The organism is Rhizobium sophoriradicis, from assembly GCF_025200795.1.
Taxonomy (GTDB): domain Bacteria; phylum Pseudomonadota; class Alphaproteobacteria; order Rhizobiales; family Rhizobiaceae; genus Rhizobium; species Rhizobium sophoriradicis.
The window spans coordinates 3,790,874-3,810,757 of sequence record NZ_CP104152.1 but is presented as its reverse complement, the minus strand read 5'-3'; the positions used below and the strand labels follow the sequence as shown (position 1 = coordinate 3,810,757).

The following is a 19,884-nucleotide window of genomic DNA, read 5'->3' as shown; positions in this document are numbered from 1 at the left end:
AATTCCGATTGACAGATGCGGAGCGTTTCGATGACCGGTTCCGGTTCGGACACCCTATTGCCTCGGCGAAAGCGACGGCGCAGATCGAACTGGCGCGGCTTTGCCTATATCGCGCCTGCTATGGCGCTCGTCATCGTCTTCTTCGTCATGCCGGCCCTCTTCACGGGTTGGATGAGCCTGCACAACTGGCCGCTGATGGGGGCTTCGCGCTGGATCGGCTTCAACAATTATTACCGCATGGTCAACGACACGCGGTTCATGTCGGCACTGAATTTCACTGCCTATTACACGATCATCGTCACCATCGCGATCTTCGCGGTTGCCTTTCCGCTGGCTATCTTTGTCGAAAAGGAACGGCAGTTCGTCAGCGCCTATCGCACGATCATCTTCCTGCCTGTCGTCGTCGGGCTTGCCACCGCCTCGCTGCTCTGGGTTTGGCTTGCCAATGTCGATAGCGGCTTCATCGGCCCGGCCTTGAAGGCGCTCGGCCTTCTGGAAAAGAGCCCCAATCTGCTGGCGACCTTCGATACCGCGTTCCTGACTGTTGTGGTGATGGTCGTCTGGAAGATCGCCGGTTTCACCATGATCATTCTGCTGACCGGGCTGCAGGCCATTCCGTCCGAACTGACGGAGGCGGCCCGCATTGACGGCGCCGGCCGCTGGCAGCGTTTCCGGCATCTGACGCTGCCGCTGATGCGCAAGACGATCGCCCTCGCGCTGATCGTCTCGGTTACCGGCTCGATCCTCGCCTTCGACCAGTTCTACATCATGACGTCGGGCGGACCGCAGAACAAGATGATCTCGGTGGTCTATTACATCTTCAATCAGTCCTTCGTGTCGTTCAACCTCGGTTATGGCGCGGCGCTATCGATCGCGCTTCTCGCAATCCTAGTGGCGATCAGCATCGTGCAGCTCTGGCTGCTGCGCGTCGGGGAGGAGCGTCCATGACCACGTCGAAAGAGCGGCGCGTGCGCAAGGCTGCCCGCACGAAATCGGCCTATCATCTCACCGGCGTTGCGATTTCGATCTTTTTCCTCGCCCCCTTCGCGATCACGCTGCTTGCCTCCTTCCGGCCGGGAGCCGAATCCAGCCTGCCGCCTTTGCCGCCATGGCCGACATCGGCCGTCAGCTTCGATGCCTACGCGCTGCTCGATACGTTCGGCGCCGGCATCTGGCGGCACATGATCAATTCGCTGTTCGTTTCGGTCGCCACCGTGGTGCTCACCGTTCTCGTCAGCCTGCTCGCCGGCTACGGTTTCTCCCGCTATCGCTTTCCGATGAAGAACGTGCTTTTCGTGCTGATCATCGCCACGCTGATGATCCCGTTCCAGTCGATCCTGACGCCGCTCTTCATCATCCTGGCAAAGCTCGGCCTCAACAATTCGCTGCTCGGGCTCACACTCGTGTATGTGACGCTGCAGCTGCCCTTCTCGGTCTTCATGATGCGCAACGCCTTCGACGCCGTGCCGAAGGAGATCGAGGAGGCCGCCCGCATCGACGGGGCGCGCGATCTCAAATTGCTGGCGCGTGTTCTCCTGCCGCTGGTTCTGCCCGGCGTCGCGACGGTGGCGATCTTTGCCTTCCTCAATGCCTGGAACGAGTTTCTCGCCGCGCTGGTGCTGCTCTCCAGCAACGAGAAATACACCCTGCCGGTGCTGATGACGGCGGTCCGCGCCGGCCGCCTCGGCGCCATCAATTGGGGAGCGGTCCAGGCCGGCGTCATCGTCATGACGATCCCATGCCTGATCGTTTTCCTGCTCCTGCAACGCTACTACATGCGCGGGCTGATGGCCGGCGCGGTGAAATGAGAGAAAGTTGAGGCCATGACCAAATCAAGCAATGACCGCCAGTTCCGTCCCGTCGCCGTTCCCGATGTCGATCTCGGCGGCTTCTGGGGCAAATGGCAGGATGCCGTCTGCAATTCCACCGCCGAGACGCTGCTCGACCGCTGCGTCGAGGCCGGCATGCTCAAGGCGATCGACGTCAATCAGCCGAGCCCCGGTGTCGTCATTCCCATTCAGCCCTGGGGCGGGACGACGCAGATGTTCTGGGATTCCGACCTCGGCAAGTCGATCGAGACCATCGCCTATTCACTCTACCGCCGGCCGAACCCGAAGCTCGAGGCGCGCGCCGATGAGATCATCGACATGTATGAGCGGATGCAGGACAAGGACGGCTACTTGAACGCCTGGTTCCAGCGTGTCGAACCATCGCGGCGGTGGACCAACCTGCGCGATCATCACGAGCTCTATTGCGCCGGCCACCTGATGGAGGCGGCGGTCGCTTATTATCAGGCGACCGGCAAGCGCAAGCTGCTCGACATCATGTGCCGTTATGCCGATTACATGATCAAGGTTTTCGGCCATGGCCAAGGCCAGATCCCGGGCTATTGCGGCCATGAGGAGATCGAGCTCGCGCTGGTCAAACTCGCCCGCGTCACCGGCGAGAAGAAATATCTCGATCTGTCGAAATTTTTCATCGACGAACGCGGCACCGAGCCGCATTTCTTCACGGCTGAGGCCGTTCGTGACGGCCGCAGCCTGTCCGATTATCATCAGAAGACCTATGAATATGGGCAGGCGCACCAGCCGGTGCGCGAGCAGAAAAAAGTCGTCGGCCACGCCGTGCGCGCCATGTATCTTTATTCGGGCATGGCCGACATCGCCACCGAATACAGGGACGACAGCCTGACGGCGGCGCTGGAAACGCTGTGGGACGATCTGACGACTAAGCAGATGTACATCACCGGCGGCATCGGCCCGGCCGCGTCGAATGAAGGCTTTACCGATTATTACGACCTGCCCAACGCCACGGCCTATGCGGAAACCTGCGCCTCCGTTGGTCTGGTGTTCTGGGCGAGCCGCATGCTCGGACGCGGTCCGGATCGCCGCTATGCCGACATCATGGAACAGGCGCTCTACAATGGCGCGCTGCCCGGGCTTTCGACCGACGGCAAGACCTTCTTTTATGACAACCCGCTCGAAAGCGCGGGCAAGCACCACCGGTGGAAGTGGCACCATTGCCCCTGCTGCCCGCCCAACATCGCCCGGCTGGTGACGTCGATCGGCTCGTATATGTACGCCGTTGCCGACGACGAGATCGCCGTGCATCTCTATGGCGAGAGCACCGCGCGGCTGAAGCTTGCCAACGGCACGCAAGTGGAACTGGAGCAGACCACCAACTATCCATGGGACGGCGCGGTGGCCTTTTCCACCAGGATGAAGAATCCGGCGGTATTCGCGCTGTCGCTGCGCATTCCCGATTGGGCGGAGGGCGCAAGCCTCAGCGTCAACGGAACGATGCTCGACCTCGGCGCCAATATTCGTGACGGATATGCCAGGATCGATCGGCAATGGGCCGATGGCGATCGCGTCGCCCTTCACCTGCCGCTTTCGCTTCGCCCGCAATATGCCAATCCGAAGGTGCGCCAGGATGCCGGCCGCGTCGCGTTGATGCGCGGCCCGCTCGTCTACTGCGTGGAAACGACTGACAATGGCGAGGATCTCAACGCCATCGTCCTGCCGCGCGCGCTGCCGGCCGCCGAAACCGTGGTGCTGAAGGACCTCAACGATGCCGTCGCCGTTGATCTCAAGGTCGAGCGCGAGGAGACGTCGAATTGGGGAACACCGCTCTACCGCCAGGCGCCGGCCGAACGGCGGGTCGCCACGGCGCGCTTCGTGCCCTATCATCTGTGGGACAACCGTGCGCCCGGAGAGATGCTCGTCTGGGTCCAGTCGGGCAAATAGGTCGTTTGGGGATGACGAACGGTATGGGCAACAAAAGCGTCGTCCTTCAGGACGTGCGAAAAAGCTATGGCAGTCTGCAAGTGGTCCACGGGATCGATCTGACGATTGATGAGGGCGAATTCGTCGTTTTCGTCGGACCTTCCGGCTGCGGAAAATCGACGCTGCTTCGCATGATCGCCGGCCTCGAAGACGTCACCGACGGCGAGATCGAGATCAAGGGACGTCTCGTCACCGATCTCGATCCATCCGAACGCGGCATTGCGATGGTCTTTCAGTCCTACGCGCTCTACCCGCATATGAGCGTGCGGGATAATCTCGCTTTCGGCTTGAAGATGGCGCGCACGAGCGCCGCCGAGATCGAGACGCGCGTCAAGGCCGCCTCGGCGATCCTGAAAATCGACCACCTTCTCGACCGGCGGCCTGGACAGCTTTCCGGCGGCCAGCGCCAGCGCGTGGCGATCGGCCGAGCGATCGTGCGCAAGCCCGATGTCTTCCTGTTCGACGAGCCGCTCTCCAATCTCGATGCGGAGCTGCGCGTTTCCATGCGCATCGAGATCGCCCGCCTGCACCGCGAACTCGGCAACACGATGATTTATGTCACCCACGATCAGACCGAGGCGATGACGCTTGCCGACAAGATCGTCGTGCTGCGCGACGGTCGGGTCGAGCAGGCCGGAACGCCGCGGCAGATCTACGAAGATCCCGCCAATACCTTCGTGGCGGGCTTCATCGGCTCGCCGCGCATGAACCTCCTGAATGCCCGCTCTGCGGGGGAAGGCCTGGTCGAGGTCGCCGGCGTCCTCATTGAAACCCGCTTGTCCTGCACCGGCCGGCCGGTGGGAGGCGCAGTAACGCTCGGTTTGCGGCCGGAGCATCTGAAGGTGGCGCCAGATCGGTCGGGCAGGCTGACGGCGACGGTCGATTTCTCGGAATATCTCGGGGGAACGCAATATCTCTACTGTCAGCTCGGCGACGGCCAATCGCTGACCGTCGAGCATCGTTCACCGGTCAGCATCGCGGCCGGCGATGAGGTCAGCCTGCTGTTCGAACCGCCGGATTGCCGGTTGTTCGGTGAGGCTGGCAACCGGCTGCGGTAACCTTCAGCCGGCGATCTCCAGTTTCATGAGGTCTGCAGCCCTCTGCCGGGCCTGCCTGTCGGCGGCGAAGACATCGTCCATCTCGGCGGCCGGCGGCAGGCCGGCCAGATCGTCCATCACCCTTTCGGTAATCTCGGCCATGGCGAGGAACGGCAGCCGCCCTTCGATGAAGGCTTCGAGCGCCACTTCCTTGGCGCCGTTCAGTACCGCACCCTGAACGCCGCCGCGCGTCATCGCCAGGCGCGCGAGCCGCAAGGCCGGAAACCGCAGCTCATCCGGCGCCTCGAAATCCAGCCGGGCGAGCTTGGCGAAATCGAGCCGCTCGATCGGCAGGTTCGGCCGGCGCGGAAAGGACAGCGCATAACCGATGGCGGTGCGCATATCGGGCGCCCCGAGCTGGGCCAGCACCGATCCGTCGGTATAGCCGACCATCGAATGGATGATCGATTGCGGATGGATGATGACTTCGATCTGCTCGGGCGTGAGGCTGAAAAGATGCCGCGCTTCGATCATCTCCAGCGCCTTGTTGAACATCGAGGCGCTGTCGATCGAGATCTTCAATCCCATCGACCAGTTCGGGTGGGCCCGCGCGGTTTCCGCCGTCACACCGGCCATTTCCTTCAGCGAGGCGGTGCGGAAGGGCCCGCCCGAGGCCGTCAGCACGACGCGCTCGATGGCATGGCGTTGGTTTTCCTCCAGCACCTGGAAGATGGCGTTGTGCTCACTGTCGACGGGAAGCAGCCTGCCGCCGCCTTCACGGATCGCCTTGAAGAAGAGATCGCCGGCCGAAACGAGGCATTCCTTGTTGGCAAGGGCGATATCGGCGCCGCGGCGTGCGGCGGCGAGTGTCGGCGCGAGACCCGCCGTGCCGACGATTGCCGCCATCACCCAGTCGGCTTCGCGATCGGCGGCTTCCATAAGGCCTGATTTTCCCGAGGCGACCGCGATGCCGCTGCCGGAAAGCGCGCTCTTCAGCGATTCGTAATGCCGGTCGCTGGCTGTCACCGCCAGTCGCGCGCCCCATGCTTTTGCCTGCCGGGCCAGCAATTCGACATTGCCGTTGCCGGTCAGCACGGAAATTTCGAAGCTGTCTCGTCCGCCCAGGTGTTCGACGACATTGAGCGTGTTGCGGCCGATCGAGCCGGTCGAACCGAAGATGCTGAGGCGCCGCGGGGCGGTTTTGCCGGTCGTCATGTGGAATTTCGCGAAAATTTGTCTCGTAGGCTGAGGCTCTACTAGGGTTTGGAAGGTGCGGCAAGTGTGCAGTGCAGCAGATTTCCGCCCTCAAGGGGTTTACAGAGCGGCGGCGAGATGTGATCCTGGCGACGTTCCTGAGGGAATGAGTCTCAGGCGGCCGCTCATGGTCGCATGGGTATCCAAGGGCGCCGCGGCGTCCATTGAACAGGCACCTGGCTGCCGTCGGCCGTTTCGGCCACACTTTAAATCGAGGATGACATTGGGATGGACGGCTTGGCCGCGCTGCTCCCTTGCGGGTTCGCTATGCGTACTTTTGCTGCGGCATCGCGCCGTTCGGCGAGCAAGCTTGTCCAACGATCGGGTCACATGAAGATACTCAAGATAGCCTGCATTCTTTTCGCCGTGCTGCCCTTTTCGCTCCCCGCGGTGGCAAAGGCAGACGACCTGCTGATCTGGTCGCCCGCCAAGCTTTCGGAGCGGTCGTACAAGGCGACAATGGGTTTTCGTCTGCCGGCGGAATGGGAAACAAGCGCCGGCGCCGACATCGCACTGGCAGCGACGAAAGGCGGCGCGCCGCTCCCCGATTCCGAACAGGCGATGCTCTGGGGCAGAATCGTGAGAACGGAGGTCACGCCGGCCGGCCAATCACAGCGGGGTGCGAAGGTCAGCGTCGATACACTTCGCGGCAGCGGCGCGCTGACGCTCAGCCGTTCGCGCAGCTGGATCCTGTCGGATTCGCTCGACATGCAATCGAGCCGCTCCGTCAGCATCGGTTACGATCCGGTCGATGCCCGGCAGGCCTCGGTGACGGCGTCGCAGGCGCTGAAACTCATCCATCCCTGGACAGGAACCTCGCTCTCGGCCGGCGCCGGCCTCAGCAACGCCAGCGGCGACTTCTCCAGTTCGGTGGGCGTCAGTCAGACGATCCTGCCGAACCTCAATCTCGATGCATCGATGAACAACCCGTTTTCGGAGGACGAGGCCGGCAGCGTCAATCTGCGCTATCGCCTCAACTGGTAACAGGCTGAAACCAAAACCAACCGGCAGGCGTTTCCTTTCAAGATTTCACAGAGGAACGGGTCATGGTTTTCAAGGAGCAGACATTTCACGGGCTCGAGCCTGAAATGGAGGCCGAAATCGCCAATCGTGCGTCGGTCGAGGCGGCCGTCGCCAATGCGCTGGCGATTGCCGGCGGCATCGATGCGTCCGATGTCGAGGTGACAATGGAAAAAGACCAGATCGTGCTCAGCGGCACGGTCGGCACAGTCGGCGAGATCGAACGGGCGACCGCGGTCGCCATGGCCGTCGAGGGCGTGCATCGCGTTCAGAACCGGATCCTCCTCGGCGGATCGTCCCTGGACGGCACGCATTGATGGTGAGGGTGCTCCATCGCCTTGGAAGGAGCCCGGTGGATATGGTGCGGTCGCTGGCCGCGCTGCCTTAACGGTGGCCTCTCTCGGGCCGGAGATCAACCGGCGAAGCGCTCGACGAGAAAAGACGAGCCGGCCGGCCGATCGGTCTTCGCGGCAGCCACCTGCCCCTGCGGCTGGTAGGCGATGGCGAGAAGCAGAGCGCAGACGGCGACATAGGCGAATGCCAGAACGGTCATCTTGATACGCATGGCGGGTACTCCCATTTCGCGCTAAACGCGGCTGGGTTTGCGAAGTTCCTTACCGTGGAGATCAGTGAAAAATCCCGGCCGAAAGGGATCGGCCGGGCTTTGCCTTATCGGCAGATTCGAGTTTCCTTGATGACCGTATCACCGTGGCGACGGATCTTTTCGGTCTTGGTGAAGCAATCGCGGGAAACGTAACGCCGCCGCATGTCGTGGCGGTAATAGGGGCTGTGGTGGCGGTAATAGGGACGTTCCGAATCGCGGTAATAGGGGCGCGCATCATCCGTGGTGATGGTCACGCTTGCCGCCTGGGACGGCATGGCTGACAAAACGGACGCTGCGGCGAGTGTGCAGGCGAGGATGAACTGTTTCATGACGAGCCTCTCTTTCTCAATTGCTCATGGGAGCAACTCGGTTGTCATGGCGTCAACTCGCCGGAAGTGTCGCCGGTTCAATCACATAGCGTTACCGATTGTGTCGAAAGCAACCTTTGCGGCCGCGGATCGTTAGCGCAGGGAACAGCCGGAGGCATCGATCATGGGACCGATTGCAAGGATCATCGCCATCGCCGCCGGGCTTGCCGGCGGCACGGTGTTTTCGCAGGCGCCTGAATTCGCCCAGCAATATCGCCAGCGAATCGGCGGAGCGATCGACGAATTGCGCGTCATTGTCGAGGATTTCCACAGGCAGGCGGCCGAGCACCAGCTCGATCGCCAGCAGGCGCTGAACACCTATGCGCAATCTTCCGACGATTTCCTGCGCGACCGCGGCGTCTCCATGCAAAGCACGATCGCACGCTACGAGACGCTGCTGTCGCAGCAACTGAAACTCGGCACCGCCGCCCCCGTCGCCAAGCCGTTCGTGCTCCTGCGCAATCCGGATGATGTCGTTTTCGCCAATACCTGGCGGGATTTCGTGCCCGGCGTGCCGGTCAGCTTCGCAGGCCTCGTCTGGGGTGCGATTGGTTTTGTCAGCGCTTGGGTAGTTGCGGCGCTGCTGGGATATAGCGTGCAGCGGGTTGTGCGCGGCCGGCGAGCTTCTCCCCACGCACCTTGAACCGATAGGGGAAGCAATGCAGTCGGCGCTGATTTGCAAGACGAGATTTATCGGTCTAACTACGACCGCAGCAGTCAAGGAAGGCCAAAGGAATGCAGACCATCTGGAAGAAGCCGGTGACGATCGCCCTTGAAGGTCCGGATCAATGGGTGGTGATACAAACCACCCAGGCTGCGACATGGGCGCTGATTGAAGATTGGCCGACAGACGAGGGCCCCGCCCTGGATCGGGCTTGTGCCGTATGCGCCGATGTCATCTCCGGAAAGCGAAGCCGCGAGGAGGCGCGACAGGCTTTCATCGAGGCTGCAATCGAGGCTGGAATTCCGATCAAGGTGTGAGGCAATGCGCGATCTGGCTCAGCGCTTGAAAGACTGGTGATCCCGGCGCGATTCGAACGCGCGACCCCCAGATTAGGAATCTGGTGCTCTATCCTGCTGAGCTACGGGACCACTTGCATGCCATGCATACAAAAGGCTTGGCGGGAAGCCAAGCCTTAATTGTTGCCGAAGCACGTCGCGCAAAAGTGCGCGGCGGTTTTGCGATAGCGACGTGCGTAAGAACAAGAAACCTAAAGCGCGAGGAGCGATCGGAAAGATCGCGACGCGCTTCAGAGCCCTAGGCGCTGTTCGGCGAGGCGGACCCAATAGGAGATGCCGTGGGCGATGGCTTCGTCGTTGAAGTCGTAGGCTGGGTTGTGCAGGCCGGCGCTGTCGCCGTTGCCGATGAAGATGAAGGCGCCGGGGCGGGCGTTCAGCATGTAGGAAAAATCCTCGCCGCCCATCATCGGATCGATCTCGGCATTGACGTTGCCCTCGCCGGCAATGGCGCTGGCGGTGGCGACCGCATGCTCGGTCTCGTCGGGGTGGTTGATGGTGACGGGGTAGTTGCGGTTGAAGCTGATCTCGGCTTCGGCGCCGTGGGCTGCGACAAGGCCCTCGACGATCTGCCGAAAGCGCGTCTCGGCGAGCGTACGCACGTCCGGGTCGAGGGTGCGGACCGTGCCGGCGAAGGTCGCATCGTTCGGAATGACATTATGGGCGAAACCGGCGTTGAACTTGGTCACCGAGACGACGACCGAGCTGATCGGATCGGCGGTGCGCGAGGCGATCATCTGCAGATTGGCGACGATCTGGGCGCCGATGGCGATCGGGTCGATCGTCCGATGCGGCTGGGCGGCGTGCCCGCCGCGGCCCTTGATGGTGACGGTGAATTCGTCGGTGGCCGCCATGATCGCGCCCTTGCGGGTGGCGAACTGGCCGACCGGCAGGCCGGGCAGATTGTGCATGCCGTAGACCTCTTCGATCTCGAAGCGCTCCATCATACCGTCCTTGACCATCAGGTTGCCGCCGCCGCCGCCTTCTTCGGCGGGCTGGAAGATGACGGCGACATTGCCGTTGAAATTACGGGTCTCGGCCAGATATTTCGCGGCGCCGAGCAACATCGCGGTATGGCCGTCATGGCCGCAGGCATGCATCTTGCCCGGCGTCTTCGAGGCCCAGGGCTTGCCCGATATCTCGGTCAGCGGCAGGGCGTCCATGTCGGCGCGCAGGCCGATGGTGCGGCGGCCCTCGCCCTTGCCTTTGATCAGCCCGACGACCCCGGTGCGGCCGATGCCGGTGACGATCTCGTCGACACCGAATTCCTTAAGCTTTTCGGCAACGAAGGTGGCCGTATTTTCCACCGCGAAGAGGAGCTCGGGCCGGGCATGAATGTGACGGCGCCATTCGGCGACTTCATCCTGCAATTCGGCGGCTCTGTTCAAAATCGGCATGTTGGCGTTCCTGTTATGAAATCCCGACAATCTTGATCGCATCACAAGGGTGTGAGGCTTTTGGAAATTACTTCTTCAATGACCTTTGCCATGTCATAGCCATATAGGCTAGATAGAGGAAGGTTGCGAGATTTTCCGGACATCTGAAGGACGAACCGTGTCGACGAGCCACTTCCGTTTGTTTGCCGCCATGCGGCCGTTGGGTTTCACAGTCGCCGCGACTGCCGCCTTTCTCGCCTCTATTTCGCTCGCTCAGGCCAATCCGCATATTCTCGTCGACGTCCAGACCGGCCGCGTGCTGGAGCATGAGGAAGCCTTCCGCAAGTGGTACCCGGCCTCGCTCACCAAGCTGATGACGGTCTATACCGTGTTCGATGCGATCCGCGCCGGCCAGATCAGCCTTGATACGCCCATTGTCATGAGCAAGCGCGCCGCCGCGCAGCCGGCCGCCAAGATGTATTTCAAGCCCGGCCAGAAGCTGACGCTCGACAGCGCGTTGAAGATCCTGCTGGTGAAATCGGCGAACGACGTCGCGGTTGCGGTTGCCGAAGCCGTCGGCGGCACGCAGGAAGGCTTCGTGACGCGGATGAACGGCGAGGCGCTGAAGCTCGGCATGACGGATTCGCATTTCGTCAACCCGAACGGCCTGCCGGGCAAAGGACAATATACGACGGCGCGCGACCTTGCGGTGCTGACGGTGGCGCTGCGCCGCGACTTTCCGCAATATGCCAGCTATTTCTCGCTGGAGGGATTTACCACCGGCCAGCAGAACGTGCCGAATCTCAACATGCTGATCGGCCGCTTCGCCGGCGCGGACGGCATGAAGACCGGCTTCATCTGTGCCTCGGGCTTCAACCAGATCGGTTCGGCGACCCGCAACGGCCGCACCCTCGTCTCCGTCGTGCTCGGCACCGACAGCCTGGCAGCGCGCGCCGATGCGACGGCGAACCTTTTGCAGAAGGGCTTCACCACCCAGTTTCCCGGCAATGACACGCTCGGTTCGCTGAAGCCTTACGGACAGGGACAGGACCAGGTGACCGACATTACCGCCGATATCTGCAGCGCCAAGGGCGCCAAGATACGCAGCGAAACGCGCGACGAGGTCGGCCGCATGAAGGTGAGCTCACCCTATATTCTGGAAATGGACCACGATCCGCAATTCGTCTTCGCCGGCCTCATTCCGGGGCAGGATCCGCAGCCGGCGCAGCAGCCGGAAAAAGTAGCAACCGGCGATGCGGCCGGAGCTGTCGCCAACGTGCCGGTGCCGATGCCGCGTCCGACTTCGTTCTAAGGCAAGATCGTTTTCAAGGTAAAATGAGATGAGCGCGCTCAACGACAGGATTCCGGTCACCATCCTGACCGGCTTTCTCGGCGCCGGCAAATCGACGCTGCTCAACCGCATCCTCAAAGACCCTGCGATGAAGGACGCGGCCGTCATCATCAACGAGTTCGGCGATGTCGGCATCGATCATCTGCTGGTCGAAAGCTCCGGCGATTCGATCATCGAGCTCTCCGACGGCTGCCTGTGCTGCACCGTGCGCGGCGAGCTTGTCGATACGCTGGCGAACCTGATGGATGCCGTGCAGACCGGCCGCGTCAAGCCGGTGAAACGCGTCGTCATCGAAACGACCGGCCTTGCCGATCCGGCACCGGTCATGCAGGCGATCATGGGCAATCCCGTCATCGCCACCAATTTCGAGCTCGACGGCGTCGTGACCGTCGTCGATGCGGTCAACGGCCTGCAGACGCTCGACAATCACGAGGAAGCGCGCAAACAGGCGGCCGTCGCCGACCGGCTGATCGTCTCGAAAAGGACGATGGCCGAGGCGACGGACAGGCTGGAAAAGCGCCTGCGGGCGCTCAATCCACGCGCGACGATGATGGATGCCGACAGCACTGAGGCGGGCAGTGCTGCGATGCTGGTCAACGGCCTCTATGATCCGGCGACGAAGATCGCCAATGTCGGCCGCTGGCTGCAGGACGAGGATGCACACGCGGCGCACCACAACCATGACCACGATCACCATCATGATCACGGTCATCATCATCACCACCATCATGGCGGTGAGGCTCATCAGGATCCGCACGACATCAATCGTCACAATGCCTCGATCCGCTCTTTCTCGATCATCGAGGAGAAGCCGATCGATCCGATGGCGCTCGAGATGTTCATCGATCTCCTGCGCTCGGCCCATGGCGAGAAGCTGCTGCGGATGAAGGCGATCGTTTCCGTCTCCGACCGGCCGGAACGGCCGCTGGTGCTGCATGGCGTGCAGAGCATTTTCCATCCGCCGGTGCGGCTTGCCGCCTGGCCGGACCCCAACGACCGGCGCACACGCATGGTGCTGATCACCCGGGATCTGCCGGAAGCCTTCGTCAAGGATCTGTTCGACGCTTTCCTCGGCAAACCGCGCATCGATATGCCGGATCGTGCGGCGCTGTCGGACAATCCGCTGGCCATTCCCGGCATGCGGATCTAAACCGCCGGAGCATTTTGTTGTGACGCGATCGTCTTCAGCTGTTGTGTTTACGGGTGCCTGAAAGCCATCTTGCCTGCTGGCCGCTCAGCAGCGTGCGATAGCGCTCCTGGCTCGCGGTCAGGTGGGCGCGCATGGCGGCGCGGGCGGCTTCCGGCTCACCGGCCGAAATCGCCTTCAGGATTGCCAAATGCTCGCGCTGCAGGCCTTCCTGATAATCGCGCGACAGCGTGCTGTCCGTGCCCCAGGGCGAGGCGATGTCGCAGGGGATCGCCCGCATGCCGAGCGCATCGAGAACTTCCACATAATATGAATTGTTCGTGGCAGCCGCGATTTCTCGGTGAAAGGCGAAGTCGCTCTTGCCGGTCGCCTCGCCACGCTCGAGCAGCCGGTCGAACTCGAAGAAGGCTTCGTGGATCTGCGCTTCCTGAGCTGCATTACGTCGCAGCGCGGCCAGTCCGGCGCTTTCGATCTCCAGTCCCATGCGTACCTCGATGACGTTGAGTGCATGCGAAATCTTGTTTCCCACATCGAGGCTGATCGCGCCGAAGGCGATCGTTGGGTGATTTTTGACGAAGACGCCGGCGCCCTGCCGCGCCTCTACGAGGCCATCGGCGGCAAGGGTTGCAATCGCCTCGCGGACAACAGTCCGGCTGACGCCGAAAAGCTCGCCCATTCGTGATTCCGTCGGCAGCTTCTCGCCCGGCGCGTAACCCCCGGACAAGACCTGGGCGCGGATCGCCGAAACCACGCCCTCGGAGAGTTTCGGTCTTCGCTCGATCCTTAATTCAACGGCTGTATCGGCCGCCATGTGGCCCTCCTATTTGAACACAGCCGGCAGCCACAGCGAAATCGCCGGGATGTAGGTGACCAGACCGAGCACGACGAGACCGGCGCCGTAGAACGGCCAGATGGAGCGCATAGCCTCCCAGACCGAAATCTTGCCGACCGCACAGGCCACGAATTGCACGGCGCCGACAGGAGGGGTGTTCAGCCCGATGCCGAAATTCAGGATCATGATCACGCCGAAGTGCACCGGATCGACACCGTAAGCCTGTGCCACCGGCAGGAAGATCGGCGTGCAGATGATGATGGTCGGTCCCATGTCCATGAAGGTGCCGAGCACCAGCATCAGCACATTGAGCAGAAGCAGCACCGTCAGCGGGTCGTCGGCGACGCTCTTCATCCAGATAACCAGCGAAGCGGGCACCTTGAGGAAGGCCATCAGCCAGGAAAAAGCGGCGGCGGTGCCGATGATCAGGAGTACCATTGCCGTCGTGCGCACGGCGCCCTGCGTCGCGTGGACGAAGTCCTTCCAGCTCATCTGCCGGTAGACGAAGAGAGTTACCAGCAGCGCGTATAGCACAGCGATGCACGAGCTTTCCGTCGCTGTGAAAACACCGGACCTCACCCCGCCGAAGATGATGGCGATCAGCAGAAGCCCGGGTACCGCGACGGCGAGCAGGTGAGCCACCATGACCAAGCCGGGAAACGGTTCCGTTGGATAACCGCGGGAGCGTGCGACGATGTAGGCGGTCACCATGAGTGCGGCTGCGAGCAACAGGCCAGGCAGGACGCCGGCGGTGAACAGATCGGCGATCGATATCTTGCCGCCGGCGGAGATCGAATAGATGATCATATTGTGGGAAGGCGGCAGGAGCAGCGCGATCAGTGCCGCCATCGAGGTGACGTTGACCGCGTAGTCGGCACCATAGCCGCGCTGCTTCATCTGCGGGATCATCAGCCCCCCGACGGCTGCGGCCTCTGCCACCGCCGAACCGGAAATGCCGCCGAACAGCGTCGCAGTGACGACATTGACCTGGCCGAGGCCGCCGCGCACATGCCCCACTAATGATGCGGCGAAGGCGACGATGCGGCTGGCGATGCCGCCGCGCACCATCAGGTCACCGGCATAGATGAAGAAGGGGATGGCAAGCAGCGAGAAGACGCTCATGCCGGAATTGAGCCGTTGAAAGATGACGAGCGGCGGCAGGCCCATGTATAGCACCGTAGCGAAGCTGGCGACGCCGAGGCAGAAGGCAATCGGAGTGCCGATCAGCATTAGGGCGGTGAAAACACCGAACAGAATCCACAGTTCCATCGCGCTACACTTTCAATTTGGCGTTCGGGTCGGCTTGGATGTTTTCGATCTCGACGGCAATCTCTGCCGGCAGAACTTCATCCAGCACGTCGTCGATCGGCTCACCAGCGAGGCGCAGCACAATCCGCTCCAGCGAGAAGATCACGGCAAGGACGCCGCCGGCGGCTAGCGGCAGATAATCGAACGCGCCGGAAATGCCCAGCGACGGCAGGGTCGTGTTCCAGGTCAGGCTCATGAGCGCGCCGCCATACCAAATCATGCCGGCGCCGAATGCGAGAATGACGACGTCCGAGATCATGCGCAGGACGCGCTTTCCTGATTTTGGCAGGACGTAAAGCAGCACGTCGAAACCAAGATGATTGTTTTCCCGGATCCCGACGGCGGCGCCCAGGAAGATGAACCAGCTCATCAGCATGACCGAGCCCGGCTCCGTCCAACTCGGCGAGTCGTTCAATACGTAACGGCAGAATACCTGCCAGGCGACAAAGACCGTCATCAGGATCAGGCCGCCGCCGGCGAGCCACAAGGCAGCGTTGCTTAGGCGCGCCAGGAAGTTGGTGACGGGGATCAGGTTATTCGACATGCAGGCCTCGTCGAAATCGGGCGGACGCTCTCCCTTACAGAGAGGATCGATCAAGAAATGTGGGGCACGGAAGGGTGAAATGGGGTGGAGGTAGTCCTCCACCCCGATGGCTCACGCGGCCTCCCGCAAGAAGGAAGGCAAGCGAAGGCTACTGCACAGCCTTTACATCCGCGACCATCTTTTTCAGCACGTCGTCTTTGACGTGCTTTTCGTAAACCGGGGCCATCGCGTCGATGAAGCCCTGCTTGTCCGGTGTGGTGATCTGCGCGCCGAGCTTTTCGACATTGGCACGTGATTCAGCGACCTTGGCTGCCCAGAGCTCGCGCTGCTTGGCGACACTGTCCTTGGCTGCCTGCCTGAAGATTTCCTGATCCTCGGGCGTCAGCTTGTCGAACGCCGCTTTGTTCATCACGAACACCTCCGGCAGGATGGTGTGTTCGTCAAGCGAGTAGTTCTTCGCCACTTCCGCATGCTTGGCGGTGTCGTAGCTCGGAAAATTGTTTTCAGCGCCATCGATGACGCCGGTTTCAATCCCCGAATAGACTTCACCATAGGGCATCGGCGTCGCGTTGGCGCCGAGGGCCGCCACCATGTCGACGAAGATGTCCGACTGGATGACGCGGAACTTCAGACCTTTCATATCGGCAACTGAATTGATCGGCTTCGTCTTATTGTAGAACGAGCGCGCGCCTGCATCGTAGAAGGCTAGCACCACGAGGCCGGCCGGTTCGAAGGCCTTCTTGATCTGATCGCCGACCGCGCCGTCCATGACCTTGTGCATGTGCTCTTCCGAACGGAAGATGTAGGGCAGGGCCGGAACGATTGATTCCTTCACCGTGCCGTTAAAGGGCGCCATCGACACGCGGTTGAGCTCGATCACGCCGGAGCGTACTTGTTCGATCGTGTCCTTCTCTTCGCCAAGCTGGGCGGAATGATACACTTCGACCGAATAGCGGCCCTTCGTACGCTCCTTCACCAGTTCGCCGAAATATTTGACGCCCTCAACAGTCGGATAGCCGTCCGGATGAGTATCGGACGATTTCAGCACCGTTTGCGCGCTGGCGGCGCTGCTCATGACTGAAGCGGCAACCATAAGACCGGCGGCCAGTTTGACAAAGTTTTTCATGCTCTCCTCCCATTTTGCATGACGATTATTCTCAGAAGTCAGTATCCCGGCTTTGCTGAAGATCCCTGCACGCTTCGCCTGCTTCCTGCAATTTGCGAGGCCGGCCCCGCATGGGCAGGCGCGCTGGAAACATCACGCGAAAGGCCTCATCGAGACATAGCAAACGGTCTCGGCGTGCTCATCGGATCTGATGGCGCACGCTTACCCTTCTCGTGGAAACAGAAGATGTGGGTCAGTCAGCCTCCTCTATTCTTGCCGTTCCTCCGACCGGCTTACTATGGCTAGAACCAGCCAAGTATAATGTCAACATACAAAAGCTGTGTAGTTGTATGATGAATTTTTGGCGCGGGAGCGACTTCCGAGCGGCGGAGCCGAGAAATGGCAGGGAAATTGGAAATGCGCCGAGAGCGGCTGTGATCCTGCCGTTCCGGACGGCATCTGCTCTGACTATTTATCGTAGAAAAGTTTAGCGCTTGCGGATCAGGAAGCGGTGGCCGCTTTCGGTCTTTTCGGTCTCGACCAGCTCGTGGCCGTCCTCACTGCAAAAATGCGGCATGTCGATCACGGCAAGCGGATCGGTGGTGTCGACACGAATGAGCGCACCGCTTGCCATGGCGGCAAGCTTTTTGCGTGTCTTGATCACGGGCAGTGGGCATTTCAGGCCACGGAGATCGTACAGAACGGGGTTCAAGCCGTTCAGTTCCGCGCCCAGAATTTCCAGAACGGCTTCTTCGTCACGGCTTCTGCCGTTTCTTGCGGTTCCGGCGCGGTAAAGGCCAGCGGGTTCTGCATCGGCACCGGCACGACCGCAGGGGCTGCGGCCGCGACGGCCGTTGCCTGCGGCTGGGCGGGCGTTGCGGGCGTGGCGCCTGTCGCGGATTGGGTGGTCACGCTGTGGGCGGTGCGCTTGGCCATCAGGTCTTCGAGCTCGGCGACCTTGACCATGCGGCCGGCTTCCAGCGAGGTGCCGGTCGGGGCGAAGGCCAGCTCGCGGCCCTTGCGCAGCTTGGCGACCACCGCCTTGCGCTCGGCTTCGGACGGGTCGTACCAGGCCATGCCGTCATATTTGCTCATGGCCTTGGCATAGTCGGCATCGTAGGTCTTGCCATAGGAGGCAAGGGCTGCCGTCAGCGCCGGCGGCGTCGACATGGCAGGGCATTTGCCGGCGGCATTGAAAGCGCCGCCATCGGTTGCCTGTTGATTGAAGACGTATTTCTTCTCGCAGACGTTCACCTCGGGCGGGCGCTTCGTCACTTCGAAATTGTCATAGCCGACCTTCAGCATCTTCCAGAACTCGTAATTGCTGTCGAGGCGATGCTTGACCATGTTTTCCGCCGTCATGCGGAAGGGGAAGGCCTGCAGCTGCACGGTCGCCTGACCACCCTTGAAAGCGTCGCGGGCAAAAGCATAGATCTCCAGCACCTGCTGGTCGGTCATCGAATAGCAGCCGGAGGACGAGCAGGCGCCATGGATCATCAGATCGGAGCCGGTTCGGCCGTTCGCCGCGTCGTAGCGGTTCGGGAAGCCGGTGTTGATCGCCAGATAATATTTCGAGTTGGGGTTCAGGTTGGCGCGTGTCAGGTCGTAGAAGCCTTCCGGCGCCTGCCGGTCGCCAGTCTTGACCTTCGGACCGAGGCGGCCGGACCAGGCGCAAATCTTGTAGTCGGCAATCTTGTCGAAGCGGTTGTCGGTCTTCGCCTTCCAGATCTCCATGGCACCTTCTTCCTTGAAGATGCGGATCATGATCGGCGAGTTGCGGTCCATGCCCTTGGCGGACATGGCGGCGAGAATATGAGGAGGAAGCGGCTGCTCGACCTTGTTCTTGACCTTGGAAAGGTCGACCTGCGCCGTCTCCAGCGCGTCATTGCAGCCGGTCAGAGCCAGCGCGATGAGGGAAACATAGGCAAAATGACGTATGCGCATCCAAACTAGCCCATAAAGAAGTGCGACCCGGTCGCTTAAGGAGTCCTGGCACGAGGCAGAATCATAAGCGGCTTATACTTCACAAATCCTTACCAGCCTATGACGTGTGAGGAACGCCCCCGCAAGCGCAAATGTCAGAGATAACATCAATGTGGCCAAGGTTTGGCCTCAATCGGCAAAGAGCTGCCGCTTAGCTTACAAATTTCGGCCCATGTTGAGGAATTTCTGGCGCCGTTCGTTGCGCAATTGTTCGCCGGAGCGGGATGCCATTTCGGCCAGTGCATTGGCGATCACGTCGCCGGTTGCGGCAATGACGCTGTCGGGATCGCGATGGGCGCCGCCGAGCGGCTCGGAAATGATACCATCGATGACGCCGAGCGATTTCAGGTCTTCGGCGGTGATCTTCATGTTGGTCGCCGCTTCCCGGGCGCGGGTCGAATCGCGCCAGAGAATGGAGGCGGCCCCTTCCGGCGAGATTACGCTGTAGATCGAATGCTCGAGCATATAGACCCTGTTGCCGGTGGCGATGGCGATCGCGCCGCCCGAGCCGCCTTCGCCGATGACGACGGAAACGAGGGGAACCTTGACGCCGAGACACATTTCCGTCGAGCGGGCGATCGCCTCGGCCTGGCCGCGCTCTTCGGCGCCGACGCCGGGATAGGCGCCTGCCGTATCCACCAGCGAAATCACCGGCAGGCCGAAACGATCGGCCATTTCAAGGATGCGGATCGCCTTGCGGTAGCCCTCGGGGCGGGGGCTGCCGAAATTATGCTTCAGGCGGGTCTTGGTGTCGTTGCCCTTTTCCTGGCCTATGACGGCGACGGGCTGGCCGCGGAAGCGGGCGAGGCCCGCCTGGATTGCGGCATCCTCGGAAAACTTGCGATCGCCGGCGAGCGGCGTGAATTCCTGGAACAGGGTCTTGGCGTAGTCGACGAAGTGCGGGCGCTGCGGATGGCGGGCGACCTGTGTCTTCTGCCAGGGATTGAGCTTGGAATAGATTTCGACGATCGCCTCGCGGACGCGGATCTCGAGCCTGCCGATTTCATCGGTGGTGTCGATGCTCTCGTCTTCCGTGGCGAGCTTCTTCAGTTCGATAATCTTGCCTTCGAGGTCGGAGATCGGCTTTTCGAAGTCGAGATAATTGTGCATGAGGTGCGTTTCCGTTCCTTGTGCCCGGGGCGTTTTCCTGGCT

The 19,884-nt window shown here is 61.6% G+C and carries 21 protein-coding genes and 1 tRNA gene; 10 read left to right on the top strand and 12 right to left on the bottom strand.

Features of this window, described 5'->3' with window-relative positions; all coding sequences use genetic code 11:
• Nucleotides 1-30 precede the first annotated feature (30 nt).
• From N2597_RS18715 to N2597_RS18700, 4 genes are read left to right on the top strand one after another with little or no spacing between them, the layout of a single operon-like run.
• Nucleotides 31-948: a carbohydrate ABC transporter permease gene (locus N2597_RS18715; RefSeq protein WP_183598581.1), complete on the top strand. Its 918-nt coding sequence runs from the start codon at nucleotides 31-33 to the stop codon at nucleotides 946-948.
• Nucleotides 945-1,808 (top strand): carbohydrate ABC transporter permease, encoded by an 864-nt coding sequence (locus N2597_RS18710; protein WP_183598579.1) that lies wholly within the window; start codon nucleotides 945-947, stop codon nucleotides 1,806-1,808. Before N2597_RS18715 ends, N2597_RS18710 begins: the two co-directional genes overlap by 4 nt.
• 15 nt (nucleotides 1,809-1,823) lie before the next feature.
• On the top strand, nucleotides 1,824-3,746 hold the full coding sequence (locus N2597_RS18705) for a glycoside hydrolase family 127 protein (protein WP_183598577.1): 1,923 nt from the start codon (nucleotides 1,824-1,826) through the stop codon (nucleotides 3,744-3,746).
• An 11-nt stretch (nucleotides 3,747-3,757) separates the two neighbouring features.
• Nucleotides 3,758-4,843 carry an ABC transporter ATP-binding protein gene (locus N2597_RS18700; protein WP_183598575.1) on the top strand — a complete coding sequence of 362 codons (1,086 nt, stop codon included), beginning with the start codon at nucleotides 3,758-3,760 and terminating at the stop codon, nucleotides 4,841-4,843.
• A gap of 3 nt (nucleotides 4,844-4,846) precedes the next feature.
• Here the strand turns inward: N2597_RS18700 and dxr are convergent, their stop codons facing one another.
• Nucleotides 4,847-6,037, bottom strand: coding sequence for a 1-deoxy-D-xylulose-5-phosphate reductoisomerase (gene dxr / locus N2597_RS18695; RefSeq protein ID WP_096762001.1), 1,191 nt, complete (start codon nucleotides 6,035-6,037; stop codon nucleotides 4,847-4,849).
• 369 nt (nucleotides 6,038-6,406) lie between these two features.
• On the opposite strand from dxr, the gene N2597_RS18690 reads away from it, so the two are divergent.
• Both N2597_RS18690 and N2597_RS18685 read left to right on the top strand, forming a co-directional pair.
• Nucleotides 6,407-7,060, top strand: a complete 654-nt coding sequence (locus N2597_RS18690; RefSeq protein WP_096762117.1) for a hypothetical protein — start codon at nucleotides 6,407-6,409, stop codon at nucleotides 7,058-7,060.
• A gap of 62 nt (nucleotides 7,061-7,122) precedes the next feature.
• Nucleotides 7,123-7,413, top strand: a complete 291-nt coding sequence (locus N2597_RS18685) for a BON domain-containing protein (RefSeq protein WP_009994883.1) — start codon at nucleotides 7,123-7,125, stop codon at nucleotides 7,411-7,413.
• A 95-nt stretch (nucleotides 7,414-7,508) separates the two neighbouring features.
• Here N2597_RS18685 and N2597_RS18680 read toward each other — a convergent pair whose 3' ends face one another.
• Together N2597_RS18680 and N2597_RS18675 are read right to left on the bottom strand one after the other, a co-directional pair.
• Nucleotides 7,509-7,661, bottom strand: coding sequence for a hypothetical protein (locus N2597_RS18680; protein ID WP_009994881.1), 153 nt, complete (start codon nucleotides 7,659-7,661; stop codon nucleotides 7,509-7,511).
• A 104-nt stretch (nucleotides 7,662-7,765) separates the two neighbouring features.
• Nucleotides 7,766-8,029 (bottom strand): hypothetical protein, encoded by a 264-nt coding sequence (locus tag N2597_RS18675; protein ID WP_096762000.1) that lies wholly within the window; start codon nucleotides 8,027-8,029, stop codon nucleotides 7,766-7,768.
• Between the two features lie 163 nt (nucleotides 8,030-8,192).
• On the opposite strand from N2597_RS18675, the gene N2597_RS18670 reads away from it, so the two are divergent.
• Nucleotides 8,193-8,711, top strand: a complete 519-nt coding sequence (locus tag N2597_RS18670; protein ID WP_183598573.1) for a DUF2937 family protein — start codon at nucleotides 8,193-8,195, stop codon at nucleotides 8,709-8,711.
• A 92-nt stretch (nucleotides 8,712-8,803) separates the two neighbouring features.
• Nucleotides 8,804-9,049: a DUF982 domain-containing protein gene (locus tag N2597_RS18665; protein WP_004679623.1), complete on the top strand. Its 246-nt coding sequence runs from the start codon at nucleotides 8,804-8,806 to the stop codon at nucleotides 9,047-9,049.
• A gap of 34 nt (nucleotides 9,050-9,083) precedes the next feature.
• On the opposite strand, the gene N2597_RS18660 is transcribed toward N2597_RS18665, so the two are convergent.
• Both N2597_RS18660 and N2597_RS18655 read right to left on the bottom strand, forming a co-directional pair.
• A tRNA-Arg gene (locus tag N2597_RS18660) sits at nucleotides 9,084-9,160 on the bottom strand.
• Between the two features lie 158 nt (nucleotides 9,161-9,318).
• On the bottom strand, nucleotides 9,319-10,482 hold the full coding sequence (locus N2597_RS18655; protein ID WP_183598571.1) for a M20 aminoacylase family protein: 1,164 nt from the start codon (nucleotides 10,480-10,482) through the stop codon (nucleotides 9,319-9,321).
• A 157-nt stretch (nucleotides 10,483-10,639) separates the two neighbouring features.
• On the opposite strand from N2597_RS18655, the gene N2597_RS18650 reads away from it, so the two are divergent.
• Nucleotides 10,640-11,773, top strand: coding sequence for a D-alanyl-D-alanine carboxypeptidase family protein (locus N2597_RS18650; protein WP_077992066.1), 1,134 nt, complete (start codon nucleotides 10,640-10,642; stop codon nucleotides 11,771-11,773).
• A gap of 28 nt (nucleotides 11,774-11,801) precedes the next feature.
• Nucleotides 11,802-12,962, top strand: coding sequence for a CobW family GTP-binding protein (locus N2597_RS18645; protein ID WP_183598569.1), 1,161 nt, complete (start codon nucleotides 11,802-11,804; stop codon nucleotides 12,960-12,962).
• A gap of 34 nt (nucleotides 12,963-12,996) precedes the next feature.
• Here N2597_RS18645 and N2597_RS18640 read toward each other — a convergent pair whose 3' ends face one another.
• The 7 genes from N2597_RS18640 to N2597_RS18610 all read right to left on the bottom strand — a co-directional run bounded on the left by N2597_RS18640 (nucleotide 12,997) and on the right by N2597_RS18610 (nucleotide 19,841).
• On the bottom strand, nucleotides 12,997-13,770 hold the full coding sequence (locus N2597_RS18640) for a FadR/GntR family transcriptional regulator (RefSeq protein WP_077992060.1): 774 nt from the start codon (nucleotides 13,768-13,770) through the stop codon (nucleotides 12,997-12,999).
• Between the two features lie 9 nt (nucleotides 13,771-13,779).
• Nucleotides 13,780-15,060 (bottom strand): TRAP transporter large permease, encoded by a 1,281-nt coding sequence (locus N2597_RS18635; protein WP_077992059.1) that lies wholly within the window; start codon nucleotides 15,058-15,060, stop codon nucleotides 13,780-13,782.
• Between the two features lie 4 nt (nucleotides 15,061-15,064).
• Nucleotides 15,065-15,643, bottom strand: a complete 579-nt coding sequence (locus N2597_RS18630; RefSeq protein WP_077992057.1) for a TRAP transporter small permease — start codon at nucleotides 15,641-15,643, stop codon at nucleotides 15,065-15,067.
• A gap of 148 nt (nucleotides 15,644-15,791) precedes the next feature.
• Nucleotides 15,792-16,769, bottom strand: coding sequence for a TRAP transporter substrate-binding protein (locus N2597_RS18625; protein ID WP_183598567.1), 978 nt, complete (start codon nucleotides 16,767-16,769; stop codon nucleotides 15,792-15,794).
• Nucleotides 16,770-17,235: 466 nt separating this feature from the next.
• Complete coding sequence (locus N2597_RS18620) at nucleotides 17,236-17,460, bottom strand: sulfurtransferase TusA family protein (protein WP_183598565.1); 225 nt, start codon at nucleotides 17,458-17,460, stop codon at nucleotides 17,236-17,238.
• 5 nt (nucleotides 17,461-17,465) lie between these two features.
• Nucleotides 17,466-18,692 (bottom strand): L,D-transpeptidase family protein, encoded by a 1,227-nt coding sequence (locus N2597_RS18615; RefSeq protein WP_077992054.1) that lies wholly within the window; start codon nucleotides 18,690-18,692, stop codon nucleotides 17,466-17,468.
• Nucleotides 18,693-18,887: 195 nt separating this feature from the next.
• Nucleotides 18,888-19,841: an acetyl-CoA carboxylase carboxyltransferase subunit alpha gene (locus N2597_RS18610; protein ID WP_183598563.1), complete on the bottom strand. Its 954-nt coding sequence runs from the start codon at nucleotides 19,839-19,841 to the stop codon at nucleotides 18,888-18,890.
• Nucleotides 19,842-19,884: the final 43 nt, after the last annotated feature.